Annotated in this window: 13 protein-coding genes; 8 read left to right on the top strand and 5 right to left on the bottom strand. The window is 38.6% G+C overall.

Features of this window, described 5'->3' with window-relative positions:
* Window positions 1-203: 203 nt before the first annotated feature.
* The 3 genes from D1953_RS15775 (at window position 204) to D1953_RS21395 (ending at window position 2129) form a co-directional block, all read left to right on the top strand.
* A complete protein-coding gene (locus D1953_RS15775) occupies window positions 204-968 on the top strand; it encodes a DUF2268 domain-containing putative Zn-dependent protease (protein ID WP_182480647.1) in 765 nt (254 codons plus the stop codon).
* 110 nt (window positions 969-1078) lie between these two features.
* Window positions 1079-1834 carry a YjbA family protein gene (locus tag D1953_RS15780; protein ID WP_119118141.1) on the top strand — a complete coding sequence of 252 codons (756 nt, stop codon included), beginning with the start codon at window positions 1079-1081 and terminating at the stop codon, window positions 1832-1834.
* 142 nt (window positions 1835-1976) lie between these two features.
* Complete coding sequence (locus tag D1953_RS21395; protein WP_182480648.1) at window positions 1977-2129, top strand: YfhD family protein; 153 nt, start codon at window positions 1977-1979, stop codon at window positions 2127-2129.
* 71 nt (window positions 2130-2200) lie between these two features.
* On the opposite strand, the gene trpS is transcribed toward D1953_RS21395, so the two are convergent.
* The gene (gene trpS / locus D1953_RS15785; RefSeq protein ID WP_119118142.1) at window positions 2201-3190 is read right to left on the bottom strand and encodes a tryptophan--tRNA ligase; all 990 of its coding nucleotides are present in this window, start codon (window positions 3188-3190) and stop codon (window positions 2201-2203) included.
* A 142-nt stretch (window positions 3191-3332) separates the two neighbouring features.
* Window positions 3333-3527, bottom strand: a complete 195-nt coding sequence (locus tag D1953_RS15790) for a hypothetical protein (RefSeq protein WP_119118143.1) — start codon at window positions 3525-3527, stop codon at window positions 3333-3335.
* A 497-nt stretch (window positions 3528-4024) separates the two neighbouring features.
* Here D1953_RS15790 and spxA point away from each other — a divergent pair, with 497 nt between their 5' ends.
* Both spxA and mecA read left to right on the top strand, forming a co-directional pair.
* Window positions 4025-4420, top strand: coding sequence for a transcriptional regulator SpxA (spxA, locus tag D1953_RS15795; RefSeq protein ID WP_119118144.1), 396 nt, complete (start codon window positions 4025-4027; stop codon window positions 4418-4420).
* Window positions 4421-4803: 383 nt separating this feature from the next.
* On the top strand, window positions 4804-5472 hold the full coding sequence (gene mecA / locus D1953_RS15800; RefSeq protein ID WP_119118145.1) for an adaptor protein MecA: 669 nt from the start codon (window positions 4804-4806) through the stop codon (window positions 5470-5472).
* Between the two features lie 95 nt (window positions 5473-5567).
* Here the strand turns inward: mecA and D1953_RS15805 are convergent, their stop codons facing one another.
* The 3 genes from D1953_RS15805 to D1953_RS15815 form a co-directional block, all read right to left on the bottom strand.
* Entirely contained in the window at window positions 5568-6698 is a 1131-nt protein-coding gene (locus tag D1953_RS15805) for an iron-containing alcohol dehydrogenase family protein (protein ID WP_119118146.1), read from the bottom strand.
* Between the two features lie 82 nt (window positions 6699-6780).
* On the bottom strand, window positions 6781-8148 hold the full coding sequence (locus tag D1953_RS15810; protein WP_119118147.1) for an aminotransferase class III-fold pyridoxal phosphate-dependent enzyme: 1368 nt from the start codon (window positions 8146-8148) through the stop codon (window positions 6781-6783).
* Between the two features lie 119 nt (window positions 8149-8267).
* Complete coding sequence (locus D1953_RS15815; protein WP_119118148.1) at window positions 8268-9434, bottom strand: PucR family transcriptional regulator; 1167 nt, start codon at window positions 9432-9434, stop codon at window positions 8268-8270.
* A 147-nt stretch (window positions 9435-9581) separates the two neighbouring features.
* On the opposite strand from D1953_RS15815, the gene D1953_RS15820 reads away from it, so the two are divergent.
* The 3 genes from D1953_RS15820 to D1953_RS15830 are packed head-to-tail and all read left to right on the top strand — an operon-like array spanning window position 9582 to window position 13722.
* Window positions 9582-10823 carry a Zn-dependent hydrolase gene (locus D1953_RS15820; protein WP_119118149.1) on the top strand — a complete coding sequence of 414 codons (1242 nt, stop codon included), beginning with the start codon at window positions 9582-9584 and terminating at the stop codon, window positions 10821-10823.
* A gap of 54 nt (window positions 10824-10877) precedes the next feature.
* On the top strand, window positions 10878-12296 hold the full coding sequence (hydA, locus tag D1953_RS15825; RefSeq protein WP_119118150.1) for a dihydropyrimidinase: 1419 nt from the start codon (window positions 10878-10880) through the stop codon (window positions 12294-12296).
* Between the two features lie 52 nt (window positions 12297-12348).
* Window positions 12349-13722 carry an NAD(P)-dependent oxidoreductase gene (locus D1953_RS15830; protein ID WP_119118151.1) on the top strand — a complete coding sequence of 458 codons (1374 nt, stop codon included), beginning with the start codon at window positions 12349-12351 and terminating at the stop codon, window positions 13720-13722.
* Window positions 13723-13731 lie beyond the last annotated feature (9 nt).

A 13731-nucleotide genomic window follows, 5' to 3' on the forward strand; every position in this document is an offset into this window, starting at 1 on the left:
GCTAGGCATCGGAGCTAGACACTAAAACATGTCGGAAATTTTATACTTTCTTATTAAAAAGAAGAGGCTGTCTCGAGGTCGAGACAGCCTCTATTTTGCTTTGTAAATAGATAATCCCGCCAATTTCATGAAAAAAGCCGCCAATTCACTTACTAGCAGCCACACGCATAAAATGACATACCTAAATGTGTGAGGTGAAGGATATGGGAATCATTCAAACAGATGAATGGATGGCTTCGGAGTTTGACCGCCCGTTAACGATGATGAAAAATCTAGATATCATCGATGTCAAACCGGAACAACTGTATCGTCATTTACAAGCGAATGGAATGTACACACCAAATGAGAAAGCGAGAAAAGTCTATCAGCATTTAGTGAAACAAGACGTCTGGACAAAAGCTGAACAGTTATTTACTAGGTACAATGAGTTGTGGAATGGCCCTGATGTTCCCGTTTATATTTTTCCGCTGCAGGCACCGGGTTTTTTGCAAAAGGCAAAGGAAGCGAAGTCTGGCCTTGCGTTTCAACATGCCGTATTTCTTTTTTTAGATAGCCATATTACTGATCAAGAGCTAGAAGCTGTGTTGATTCATGAATATCATCATGTTTGCCGCTTGCATCGTACTAAGAAAGAAGCGAAGGACTATACGCTGTTAGATGCGATGGTTATGGAGGGGGTAGCAGAAAGAACGGTCGCCAAATATCTAGGAAGTAAATATTTAGCTCATTGGACTGCGTTATATCCCGAGTCCGACTATAAACGATTATGGAATCGGTATATAGAGGGGAAGTTGAACATTAATCGTTCTAATCCTTTGCATGATTCGATTATGCTTGGAAAAAAGGGGTATCCGCACATGATTGGGTATTGGATGGGATACCAGCTTGTTAAACAGGCTTCTCCATTGTCTGTACGCCAATCGTTTGTTATTTCCGCGGAGGACATGTTAAAGAACCAAGTGCTATAGCTGAGTTTCCTCATCCAATTTTGGAAAAATCCTTCTTTCTAATGGAATAAATTCCATGCATTTTGCCTATACTGATGGACAAACAGAATTTTGTAAGTGAGGGATAGAATATGCTATATCTTCATGATGTATGGGTGAATTGGTTTGAAGGAGAAGAAAATGGTTATAATGTTTGCCATTTTCATGAATGGAGAAAAGATGATGGAATTGAGCTTTTAGATCAAGTCCCGCTTTTGAAAGTCTCCGCCTCTATGTTTCATTACATAGAAAATGACTTATCTGAGTTACCGAAATCTTTGCTCGATGATGTATATCAAAAAGCATATGCTAGAAAAAATCATGAACGAATTCAATTAGAATACTGCTTTGTTGTGACAGACGGCAACGGAATATTAGCAGTGGATACGATTGGGTATCATATTCCGATTCGTAAAAGTCGCCTGATTCCACGCCAAGAACAAATTGTCTATGAGATGGTTGAAAACCATGAAGCGTCCGACTATACATTTACTGAAAAACCGACATCTGAGAAGGAATATCATATTTTGTCGCCAGATCCTTCATTTATGAATGGGTTAACGCGAAAAGAGCGTCAATTAAAACAATTATTGTTCATGGCAATGGATCAATTATTTAATGCGAAGAATGTAGCTGAAATTCGTTATTGGTATACGGAGTGGGCTCCAGAAAAGTATGCGATGATTCAAGAATTAAACTTTGATTTAGCATGGCTTCAACTGTATGAAGAAATTAAAGAAGGATGGTCCGATAAACATTTGCAGCTTTGTGAAAACTTAGTAAAAGGACAGCCGTTCTTCGAGAAGTTATGGGAAATGGAAGTTGGAGACAGTCCATCGATACTATAAAAAAACAGTGCCAGGTCATTCTGGCACTATTTTTTATGCTGAATGGAAAGGATTTTCTATAAAAACTGCTCGTGTAAAGGAGATAGAAACGTGATTCCTAGCCATACTAAGAAAGATTAAAATTCCGTTAGGAGGCAATAGTATGGGAAGAGCAGATACTCCAGCAACATCCAGTAAGAAACGTTCATTACCTCAAACTCCGAGGAACTTAAAAATAGCTCCGGACTGTGTGGACGAAGAGTTCGCTCGGGAGCTCTGTGAATTTCCAAAAATAAGACCTACAAGACCTAAGTGAAGCTTTTCTTTAGTGTTAAAAAACCCACGAAAAATTTTTTCGTGGGTTTTCTGCATGCAACGAGGCTTGTCTTATTTTCTTTTTCGACCAAGTCCCATGCCGTTATACATTTTCTTAAGCATTTTATTTGCTTCTCTGTTTGCTTTCTCAGCACCGCGATCCAGAATTTCATCCAGCTCTTCTGAGTCAATTAAGCTGTAGAAACGTTCTTGAATTGGAATAAGCTCAGCAAGAACAACTTGAGCTAAATCGCTTTTGAAGTCGCCGTAGCCTTTGCCTTCGTACATCGCTTCAATTTCATCGTAACTCTTGCCGCTGAAGATAGAGTAAATCGCCATTAAGTTAGAGACACCTGGCTTATTCTCTTTATCATAGCGAACAATTCCTTCAGAATCAGTGACAGCGCTTTTAATATTCTTCTCGATTTGCTTTGGATCGTCTAAGATGGCAATCGTCGATTTTTTATTCGGATCCGATTTACTCATTTTCTTAGTCGGCTCTTGAAGCGACATAATACGTGCTCCTGCCTTTGGTAAGCTGATTTCAGGAATTTTGAAAATGTCGTTATATTTTTTATTAAATCGTTCAGCTAAATCACGAGTTAACTCAATATGCTGCTTCTGATCTTCACCTACAGGAACAAGGTCTGTATTGTACAGAAGAATGTCACCAACCATTAATGGCGGGTAAGTAAGAAGCGCAGCTAAAACGCTTTCTTTTCCTTGTGATTTGTCTTTAAATTGTGTCATTCTTTCTAATTCTCCAATTGTTGAAACGCATTGGAAAATCCATCCTGCTTGTGCGTGAGCAGGAACTTCAGATTGAATGAAAATCGTCGCTTTTTCTGGATCCAAACCGACCGCTAAGTATAGTGCCGCAAGTGTTTTAATGTTTTTTCGTAACTCTAAACGATCTTGGGGAACGGTAATAGCGTGTTGGTCAACAATACAGAAAAAACAGTCGTATTCATTTTGTAATTCTACAAATTGCTTCATTGCTCCGAGATAATTTCCTAGTGTCACAGAGCCAGATGGCTGAATGCCGGAGAAAATCCTTTTCAAGTACTAGTCACTCCTCTAATTAAACGTCAATAATAAATTCTGCTTCTACTTTATTATTGTAGAGATAAATGGCTTATGAATCCAGCTTTTTGCGAAAAAAACGTTTGCTTAATAAGAGAAGGAGCTATTCAGTTTCTTAGGATCAGGAAGTTTTTTCTGTATTTCCGCCTACTTGATTCCAATTTGTTTGAATCCTCTGGGAGTGCTGATAAATATGCGCATGACGTTTGCCTCCAAATAGTTTCTCCGCAATGCCGTTTGTCAGTACACCGTTTACAGCTGTAATCCCGATAATTAAACTAGCGACAATAAGGAAATCGATGAAAAAAAGAGCCATTTAAACAACTCCTTATATGGTGATTTCGTTCAATTAGTTCATTATATGTTCGGGTTGTACTATATAGGTAATAAAAGAACATATTTTATAAAAAACAAGAGGATTTACCATTTTTTTGAAGAATATTTATAGTACAAGATAAGCAGCTGTTTACCTTTAAAGCTTAGGTGGATGTATTTTTTAAAAACTTATTATATTCATTCCAACATAATTGCAATTACATAAGGTTTAATTGAGAATATGTATGTATTTTTTCAATTAGTATAGGCCTGTCATAGTGTATTTAAAGAATTTGAAAATGTACTATAGTACAGAAAAACCAATGTAATAAAAGGATTTTTGCAATTTTTAAAAAGGGTGTTCATTTTTAATTAATTAGTGTATAATTTAAATAAGAATTATTTAATTAAAGTTATTTCAAATTAGAATGGTAAATATGAAAATATATTAGTCCCATCATAGATCGCCGATTCTATACTTAGGGAGTGTGAGTGAATATGGTAACATTATATACATCACCAAGTTGTACTTCATGTAGAAAAGCAAAAGCATGGTTAGAAGAACATGAAATTTCATATAAAGAACGGAATATTTTCTCGGAACCACTTACAATTGAAGAGATTAAGGAAATTCTGCGCATGACGGAAGATGGTACGGATGAGGTCATCTCAACTAGATCAAAAACATTCCAAAAGCTGAATGTAAATTTAGAAACGTTACCACTTCAAGAGTTGTATAAATTAATTAAAGAAAATCCTGGATTATTAAGAAGACCTATTATTCTTGATGAAAAGCGACTTCAAGTTGGGTACAATGAAGATGAGATTCGTCGCTTCTTGCCGCGTAAAGTTCGTACGTTCCATCTTCGAGAAGCACAACGATTAGTTAATTAATAATGTATTTGATTGCTCTGCTAGAGATTGTCTGCAGAGCTTTTTCTTTACTTAGTTTTGAGAATCTTTATTTTTTTAAGAGTACAATGTATGGGTAAGGGAAATTTTGAGTATATAATAGATAATGAATTTAAATATTTGTCGTCGAAAATGTCATAAAGTTGCAGAATGAGGAATTTTTCTATAAAATAAATGGCATATTAGGCAAACAATTGTTTTTTAATTAATGAAGTTTTTTATTTCCCTTCTTGTAGTTTTTATCATAAAATAGAGTAACACTTATATTCCTATCAAGTCCTCATTGACTAAAGCTGGTTTTAGAGTAATTTTTGCTTGGGGGTTTTTTATCCCTTCAAAATGTGAAAGGAAGGGAGAGGAGATTTATGGAAATTGAACGTATTAACGATGATACAGTGAAATTTTATATTTCCTATATAGATATTGAGGAACGAGGTTTCGATCGCGAAGAAATTTGGTACAGCCGCGAACGAAGTGAAGAACTTTTCTGGGAAATGATGGATGAAGTTCATCAAGAAGAGGAATTTGTTATTGAAGGCCCATTGTGGATTCAAGTTCAAGCTCTTGAAAAAGGTCTAGAAATTCTTGTGACGCGAGCACAATTAGGGAAAGATGGACAAAAGCTGGATTTAGCTTTTTCAGATGAAAAACTGAAAAACTTCCAGATGGACGATAAAGTCGAGAGTCTCCTTGAAGAGCATTTCCAAGGAAAAGAAGATTATAGCGGCGTGGCCTTTGAAGATGGTATGATTGAATTTATCACGGAGTTCCCAGACTTCGAGGATGTAATTTCTCTCAGTAAGCGTTCTGGCTTAGATCAATGGACGACTAAACTGTATGCGTATGAGGGTAAATATTTTCTATATATTGAATTTGCTGAAGATAGTATTGAAGAAGAAGATATCGATAATGTATTGAGTGTGCTGTTGGAGTACAGTCATGAATCTCCGGTGACGGTTCATGTTCTTGAAGAGTATGGCAAACTGGTGATTGACGGCAATGTGTTCGAAACAGTCTCCAATTATTTTTCATAAAATTATGCCGATTTCAAATAGAGATCGGTTTTTTTGTATATAGAAAAAAGCGCCCAATTATAAGACTATATAAGTTTTATAATTGGGTGCTTTTCTTATTTTAACTCACTATATAAAGCTTTAAGGGATTCTTTCGTCACCGTAACAGGGTTATTCGCCATATTCGGTGCGAAGCTATTGGCAACAAGCTGGTCTAGATCAGCTTCTGTTTTGACACCAATTTCTTCTAGTGTTGTTCGTAATCCCATTTCCTTTTTCATTTCGTCAATACGGTCGGCTAATTCTTCCGCATCCTTAAATCCTAGACGCTGACTAAAAGCGTGTAGACGTTCTGTTTCAGGTTCGGATTGGCTATTTAGCTTCCAAAACGAAGGAAGTGTAAAGGCGCAAGCTTCGCCGTGCGGAATATCGAAATCTTGTGTTAATGGATACGAACAAGCATGAGCTGCTGCTGTTTGAGTGAGATTAAATGCCATGCCAGCTGTAACAGATGCTTCGCTCATTTTTGCCCTTGCTTCTAAATTATCCGGTTCGTGATAGGCGGTTAATAAGTACTCGAACACGAGAGAGGCCGCTCTTTCTGCTGCTAAATCTGTAAGCGGTTGATGTTTCTTGCCATAGTATGCTTCAAGAGCATGAGCTAGGACATCAATACCACTTATCGCTGTAACGGATGGCGGGCAAGTGACGGTCAATTCAGGATCTACAAGTGCATACGTTGGATAGAAGTAATCACTGCCAATGGGTGCTTTTATATCATTTTCGGTATCCGTTAGTACCGAAACAGTAGTGATTTCGCTGGCTGTCCCTGATGTTGTTGGAATCGCAATCAACGGAATACCTGGTTTGTTGACGGGGCGTTTCCTAGAGAAGAAATCAGCTGTCGGGTACGGTGTTTTAGCAACAAAACAAGCTACCTTCGCGCAATCTATAATGCTGCCGCCTCCAAGTGCAATAGCAAATTCACATTGATATTTACGAATCATATCTGCGCAGGCATCCGTATTGTGAATGGTTGGATTTGGTTGAATATCAGAAAAGAGAGTAGTAATTCTTCCTTCTGATTGATCGATAATCTTTTGCGCGATTCCATTTCGAATCATGGAAGGGGCGCTGATTAATATGCCGTTTTTTAGATTAGAGTCTTTTAAAATATCAGGTAATGTATTTAGTTTGCCTACTCCGAAATCAACCGGGACAGGTTGCACATAGAAAAAGTTCTCCATTGTTGTTTCTCCCCCTTTAGGTTATGCGATTATGTTAATATAATGGTCTGGAACTAAAAATTAACATTTATTATAACACGGTTTATTTTGTAAGTAATGTTTGATCTGTGAAAAGATATTGCTGTTCGAATTGAATTAATGTTTTTTCGAATAAATCCATTGCTTCATTCAATTGCTGTTCTGTAATGACGAGAGGGGGAGCGATAATGACGCTGGATTCGTGGGAGTACGTATAGAAGCCGTTTTCACTTAATAAGCTAATAAATTTACTCATCAAACCTACTTTGTCTTTTCCGTAATCCGTTCCGTATTCGATAATAGGTTGTTTTGTCGTTTTATCTTTCACAAGTTCTACGGCTGCGAATAGCCCGATATAACGGACATCGCCGACGGAATTAAATGAAAGAAGCTGCTCTAAGCGTTTTGCTAATTGCTCGCCGACTTTTGCTGCGTGTTCAATCAGATTTTCTTCTTGATAAATATCAAGGGTCGTACAGCCAATTTGAGTACAAACGGTATGTCCGCTATAAGTTAAACCTGTCATGAGTACGTGGTCATCGAAATAGTTTGCCACCTTGTCATTTACAATCACACCGCCGAGCGGAGCGTAACCAGATGTAACTCCTTTGGCGAAGGTAATCATATCAGGCTCGAAGTTAAAATGATCGACTGCAAACATTTTTCCTGTACGTCCAAACCCTGTCATGACTTCATCGCAAATCATTAGAATACCGAACTCATCGCATAGTGCCCGCACTCCTTCGAGATACCCTTTTGGTGGAATAAGAACGCCGTTGCTTCCAGGAATCGGTTCAATAAAGATAGCTGCAATAGATTGTGGTCCTTCGTATAATAGTTGGTTCTTTAATCGAGCTAAGTAAAATTGAGTCGCTTCTTCTTCGCTAGGGAAATCGACGACTTCACGATATAAATAAGGGGTATCAAACTTGATAAATCCGGGGATTCCTGGCTCTACTTCGAAACGACGGCTCTCTCCAGTTAAATTACCAGCGCCGAATGTCGCTCCATGATAGGAACGATAGCGAGAGAAAATTTTGTAACGCCCTGTAACCATGCGGGCCATTTTAATAGCATGATCATTCGATTCGGCTCCTCCGCTCGTAAAGAACACTTTAGCCATATTGGAAGGGGCTGCTTTAACGATTTTGCGTGCAAGAGCAGCTTTGGAAGCGGTAGCGAAGCCGGGAGCAGCTAATGGAATTTCTCCGATATGTTTAAATTCTTCGAGCAGCTTTGGGTGCTGGTGTCCAACATTTAAATAAACAAGTTGTGAGCACATGTCGATATATTTGTTATCGGTTTCATCCCAGAAAAAAACTCCTTCTGCTTTTGAGATTGTTTTAGGATTTACGTTTTTTTGTTTAGACCATGAGTGTAAGACATATTGCTGATTCTCTTGTTTAATTTGTGAAGCGTCCATTGATTTCATAAAATAACCACTCCGTTTCCTTATTGATGTTACATTACTTAACATCATCATAACTGTTTATCTATCTGAAAACAATGAATATTCAAACAAAAAAAGTTGTGCATATGCACAACTTTTCATTATTCCTTCAGAATATCCTCAATCATAAAGGCGAGTGAGATATTCGTTTTTGTAAAAGAATTGCTCAAATCAACATCTAATAACGATTCGATTTTCTTAATTTTATAGAGAACGGTGTTGCGGTGAATGAACTCCCGGCGTCCAATATGTGATGTGCTTCCATCTTCTTCGAGAAAAACGCGGAGGAAGTGAACAAAATCTGTATCATGCAGCTTGTCATAACGATAAAGACGTCCTAACATATCGTGATGGAATGTTTCTATAATATCTCGATCTTGTACCCCCATAATGATTTTATAGGCCCCGATATCTTTATATTTACATAGTGATGGATTTTGATGTTGTTGGGACAGATGAATGACAGTAAGTGCTTCGTGGTAGCTTTTTGATAGATTGGTAATGTGTTTATAGAAGTTTCCCATACCAATGACTAGTTTTGTTTTTGAATTCTCTTTATTGACTCGGGTATAAATACTTTCTACTGTTTTTAAGAAAGGGATATTAGGTGTTTGTACATTTGAACGGCTGACCATATAAATCATTTGGTTCTGATACACGGTTGATAAGAAATGTTTATATCTATTGGTGAATGCACTTTCGATGGCATCTGTAAATTTTGTAATAGGACGCTTCGTATTAGCAACAGTGCACACGATAATTCCTAATTCTGCATCCTTTTTGTACCCCAGGTGTGCTAGTTCATGTGCAATCTTTTCTTCATTCTGTTCTGCGTGAAATAAGATGTTGGACAGAAGTTGTTCTGTCTTCGATTGAGTGTGCTGATGAGAAGATAAAAACTGAACAGTTGTTGTTAAAAAATCAGCTACGCGATAGGTCCATGGCATTTGAAAGACAGGGAACTGATTTTCAGTGGCGAAGTGCAGGACTTGCTGGGGGATTTTAGGGATATAAGGGCCAATGTTGAACACGATACCAGATGCTTGATGATGAAACGCAGATTCAACTAAATGAATTAACTGATTTGTATCGCCCTTTATGTTGATGCCGGTAGAGATAAGGAGCTCGTTCGGTCTATAAAATTCAGCTAAATGTACGCTTTCCGTAATATTGATACCCGTAATCTCTCGGGCTAGTCCTTCTTCACCGGCCACTAATGTGAGGGCAGTGAATTCAGGCGAGTCGATCATTTTTTTTAACGTAATCATAATATGAATCTCCTTTCTAAATCAGACGCTGAAGTTCTATGTGCGACTGCACAATGTTTTTTAGACTAATGAATATATACAATTTAATTTATTAATAGTAAGATAACTACATGTTACATTATATCACCATTTGAGGGAGGAAATGTTATGATAAGTTGCGATGAAGAAAGATTGCGTAAGACCATTGAAGCATTCAGTACATTTGGAGCTACCGAAAATGGCGGTGTTACAAGGCTTTCTATGTCAGATGAAGATATCATCGCTAGAAATTATTTTTGTGAATGCTGTAAAGAATTAAATATGGATGTAAGATTTGATGACATGGGGGATATTTATGCCATATTACCAGGAAAGAAAGATGTACCGCCTATTGTAATGGGATCTCATCTTGATTCTGTAGAGAAAGGTGGAAGATTCGACGGAGTATTAGGAGTGTTAACTGCGCTTGAAGTAATCAGAACGTTCAGACATTATAATATAGAACCAGAGATTCCACTTATGATTGTTAACTTTACGAATGAAGAAGGAGCACGATTTGACCCAGCCATGATGAGCTCCGGGGTGCTAGCGAATAAATTTGAGAAAAGTAAGATGTTGCAATCGTTAGATAAGGAAGGTATTTCTTTTGGAGAAGCTCTAAAGGAAAGCGGCTATGAAGGTAGTGTGGAAAACCGTTTAACAGAAGCCACTGCCTACTTAGAATTACATATTGAGCAAGGACCTGTATTGGAAAGGCAGCAAATCGATATTGGGGTTGTCGAGGGTGTGCTAGGAATGGTTTGTTATGAGATTACGATTAATGGAGAATCAAATCATGCCGGAACAACACCGATGTCAATGAGAAAAGACCCTTTATTTCTTGCAGCCTCTATTATTACTAATCTGCGTCAAAACCTTAGTCAGATTGATGAAGAACTGGTGTACACAATAGGAAGAATGAATGTTACACCGAATATTCATACCGTTATCCCGAACAAAGTGGTATTCACATTAGAAGCTAGACATAAAGATCCGAACAAAATAGAACAAGTCGTCGATGTGATTCAGAAGATTCCACAAGAAGTAGAAGGCTGTACGACACAATCTACGAAACTTTGGGGAAGAGACACCGTCGTATTCGATTCAGCGATTTGTAATCAATTAGAGGTATCTTGTAAGAATCATCATTATTCTTATCGTCGCATGTACAGCGGCGCTGGTCATGATGCCCAGTTTATCGCTAGCTATATTCCGTCGGCCATGATCTTTGTTCCCAGTGTGAATGGGAAAAGTCACTGTGAAGAGGAAGAAACAAGCTACGCAGATTGTGCAAAAGGGGCAAATGTGCTGCTAGAAACTGTGTTGGCCCTTCAAAGTAACTATTCCATGAAGAAAGAAGAATGCATTTGAATGGTGAATCGTTCATGCTGGGTGTCTAACTAAATGAAAAAGGGGAGAAACAAAATGAAGAAATTAATTACAGGCGGAACTATTGCGACAGCTACGGATGTATTTGAAGCGGATATTCTTATTGAAGATGAAAAAATCGTTCGAATCGGTGTAAATCTTTCAGTACCAGATGCTGAAGTTATTGACGCCACTGGAAAATACGTTTTTCCCGGAGGAGTTGACCCTCATACTCATTTAGATATGCCTTTTAACAATACTGTCACAGATGATGACTGGGAAACAGGCACAATCGCCGCCGCTTTCGGCGGAACGACGACCATCTTAGATTTTTGTTTAACTTCAGGTGAAAAAACGTTAGCAGATGCTGTGAAAAAATGGCATGGAAAGGCGGAGGGGAAGGCGGTCATTGACTATGGATTTCACTTGATGGTAACGGAGTTGAACGATGAAACTTTAGCACAATTACCGGCAATTTTTGAGGAAGAAGGCATTACTTCTCTTAAAATCTTTTTAGCATATGCAAAGGAATTTCAAGCAACTGACCGCACGCTCTTTCAAGCTTTTAAAGTAGGAAAAGAAACCGGTGCGGTAGTGATGGTTCATTGTGAAAATGGTTCGGTCATCGATGAGTTAGTAGAAGAGGCTAAAGCATTAGGGCACACAGAACCTATTTATCACGCGTTAACAAGGCCGCCTGAATTAGAAGGAGAAGCAACGAAACGAGCGATTGAGCTGGCTCATATTGCAGGTGCTAAGCTATATGTCGTTCATGTGACCTGTAAAGAAGCTGTCGATGAAATTATTCGAGCAAGAGAAAAAGGATATGAGGTCTACGGGGAAACTTGTCCTCCTTACTTAACGCTTGATCAAACCGCACTCGAAAAGCCGAACTTTGAGGGAGCTAAATATGTTTGGTCACCTCCACTTCGGCCTAAAGATCATCAACAACCTCTATGGAATGCCCTCAAAGCAAAACAGCTACAAACGATTGGCTCCGACCAATGCTCATTTAATTTCAATGGAAAAAAACAGCTAGGTAAAGATGATTTTTCAAAAATCCCAAATGGCGGACCATTTATTGAAGACCGCTTTAGTGTTTTATACTCTGAAGGTGTTCATAAAGGGCGTATTACAATCAATGAATTCGTAGAAAGTATTTCAACGAATGCAGCAAAAATATTCGGCTTGTTCCCTCAAAAAGGTACGATTGCCATTGGTTCAGATGCCGATATCGTTATATTTGATCCAAATGTTGAACGAGAAATTTCGGCTGAAACCCACCATATGAATGTGGACTACAGTGCCTTTGAAGGAATGAAAGTCATGGGTGAACCTGTTAGCGTTCTTTCTCGCGGGAAATATGTCATTAAAGATAAACAATTTGTAGGACAGTTAGGAAGCGGTAAGTACTTGAAGCGATCTGTGAATTCTGATCCTCTAAAAAAAGTAAGTGAAACAGTCATATCTAAGTAATGAGTCAAACATTGATAATAATAAAGGCTAATTTAAAAGGGGGTTCGTTCAATTGAGTTCTGTCAATCAATTAAGAGTTTCGTTAGATCATTTACATGAAAATTTTCAAGAAGCATATCCAGGATTAACAAAGCAGGAGGCTATTGAAGAAGCGAACCGATGCCTTTATTGTTATGATGCTCCATGTATCAATGCGTGTCCTACGGGAATTAATATCCCAAGTTTCATCAAAAAAATTGCTTCCGGCAATTTGAAAGGATCCGCTAAGGCTATCATGGAGGCCAATCCGATTGGAGCAAGCTGCGCGCGTGTTTGTCCGACGGAGGAATTATGTGAAGGAGCCTGTGTTCTGAATCATTCTACTAAACCGATTAGGATTGGAAATCTACAGCGTTATGCAACAGATTGGGCGATAAAAAACGAGCAGGTTTTATTCGAAGCAGGGAAGAGGAACGGAAAGACCGTCGCAATTGTTGGAGGAGGGCCAGCTGGTTTAGCTGCCGCAAGAGAACTTGCTCGATTAGGATATGAGGTTACGATTTTTGAAGCGGAAGAAAAGGCTGGAGGATTAAATACGTACGGAATTGTTTCTTTTAGACTTCCGAAAGAAGTTTCCTATTGGGAAGTGAATCAAGTCAAAAGCTTACATGTGAATATTCGAACAAGCACGAGGGTTGGTCAGGATATATCTGTAGATGAAATTATGAACGAACATGACATGGTTCTCCTGGCAATTGGCATGTCGAAGGTGCCGGATATCGGGATAAGTGGGGAAGAGCTGTCGGGAGTTTACGATGCAATCGAATTTGTGAAAGAAACGAAAACGAAGCCTATTTCCAATCGATTGCTTGGAAAGCGAGTTGCGGTAATTGGAGCAGGAAATACAGCGATTGATGCAGCGACATGTTCCGTCCGTTTAGGTGCAGACAATGTGAAAATTTTATACCGACGTACAATGAGTGAGATGACAGCCTATGAGTTTGAGTATGAATTTGCGAAACAAGATGGAGTGGAATTTAGATGGCTGACCGCTCCGAAACGAATCATAGGTGATGAAGAAGGCAATGTGAAAGCAATCGAATGTATCAAAATGGCATTAGGCGAACAAGGAGAAGATGGCCGCTGCCGTCCTGTACCGATTGAAGGATCCGAATTTACATTGGAAGTCGATGCAGTTATCAAAGCTATCGGTCAATCAAGATATGTCGAGCTGATTGAACAATTCGAATTAGAACATATGGATGGAGTCGTAAAAATTGATCCGGGTACTTTTCAAACATCCAATAAAAAAGTATTTGCCTGCGGGGATGTGATTTTTGGAAAAGGCCAGGGAGAGGCGATGGTCGTATCTGCTGCACAGCAAGGGAAAGAGAGTGCCTACGCCATTCATCAAGTATTGTCAAATCCAGTATCTGAACTTGCATAAGAAAATGAG

Source organism: Peribacillus asahii (assembly GCF_003570725.1).
In the GTDB taxonomy this organism is placed as follows: domain Bacteria; phylum Bacillota; class Bacilli; order Bacillales; family DSM-1321; genus Peribacillus; species Peribacillus asahii.

Coding starts and splice junctions, on each gene's coding strand:
- D1953_RS15805 (WP_119118146.1), bottom strand. CDS start 6,698: ATGGAGAACTTTTTCTATGTGCAACCTGTCCCGGTTGATTTCGGAGTA.
- hydA (WP_119118150.1), top strand. CDS start 10,878: ATGAAGAAATTAATTACAGGCGGAACTATTGCGACAGCTACGGATGTA.
- D1953_RS15815 (WP_119118148.1), bottom strand. CDS start 9,434: ATGATTACGTTAAAAAAAATGATCGACTCGCCTGAATTCACTGCCCTC.
- D1953_RS15775 (WP_182480647.1), top strand. CDS start 204: ATGGGAATCATTCAAACAGATGAATGGATGGCTTCGGAGTTTGACCGC.
- D1953_RS15820 (WP_119118149.1), top strand. CDS start 9,582: ATGATAAGTTGCGATGAAGAAAGATTGCGTAAGACCATTGAAGCATTC.
- D1953_RS15780 (WP_119118141.1), top strand. CDS start 1,079: ATGCTATATCTTCATGATGTATGGGTGAATTGGTTTGAAGGAGAAGAA.
- spxA (WP_119118144.1), top strand. CDS start 4,025: ATGGTAACATTATATACATCACCAAGTTGTACTTCATGTAGAAAAGCA.
- D1953_RS21395 (WP_182480648.1), top strand. CDS start 1,977: ATGGGAAGAGCAGATACTCCAGCAACATCCAGTAAGAAACGTTCATTA.
- mecA (WP_119118145.1), top strand. CDS start 4,804: ATGGAAATTGAACGTATTAACGATGATACAGTGAAATTTTATATTTCC.
- D1953_RS15810 (WP_119118147.1), bottom strand. CDS start 8,148: ATGAAATCAATGGACGCTTCACAAATTAAACAAGAGAATCAGCAATAT.
- D1953_RS15790 (WP_119118143.1), bottom strand. CDS start 3,527: ATGGCTCTTTTTTTCATCGATTTCCTTATTGTCGCTAGTTTAATTATC.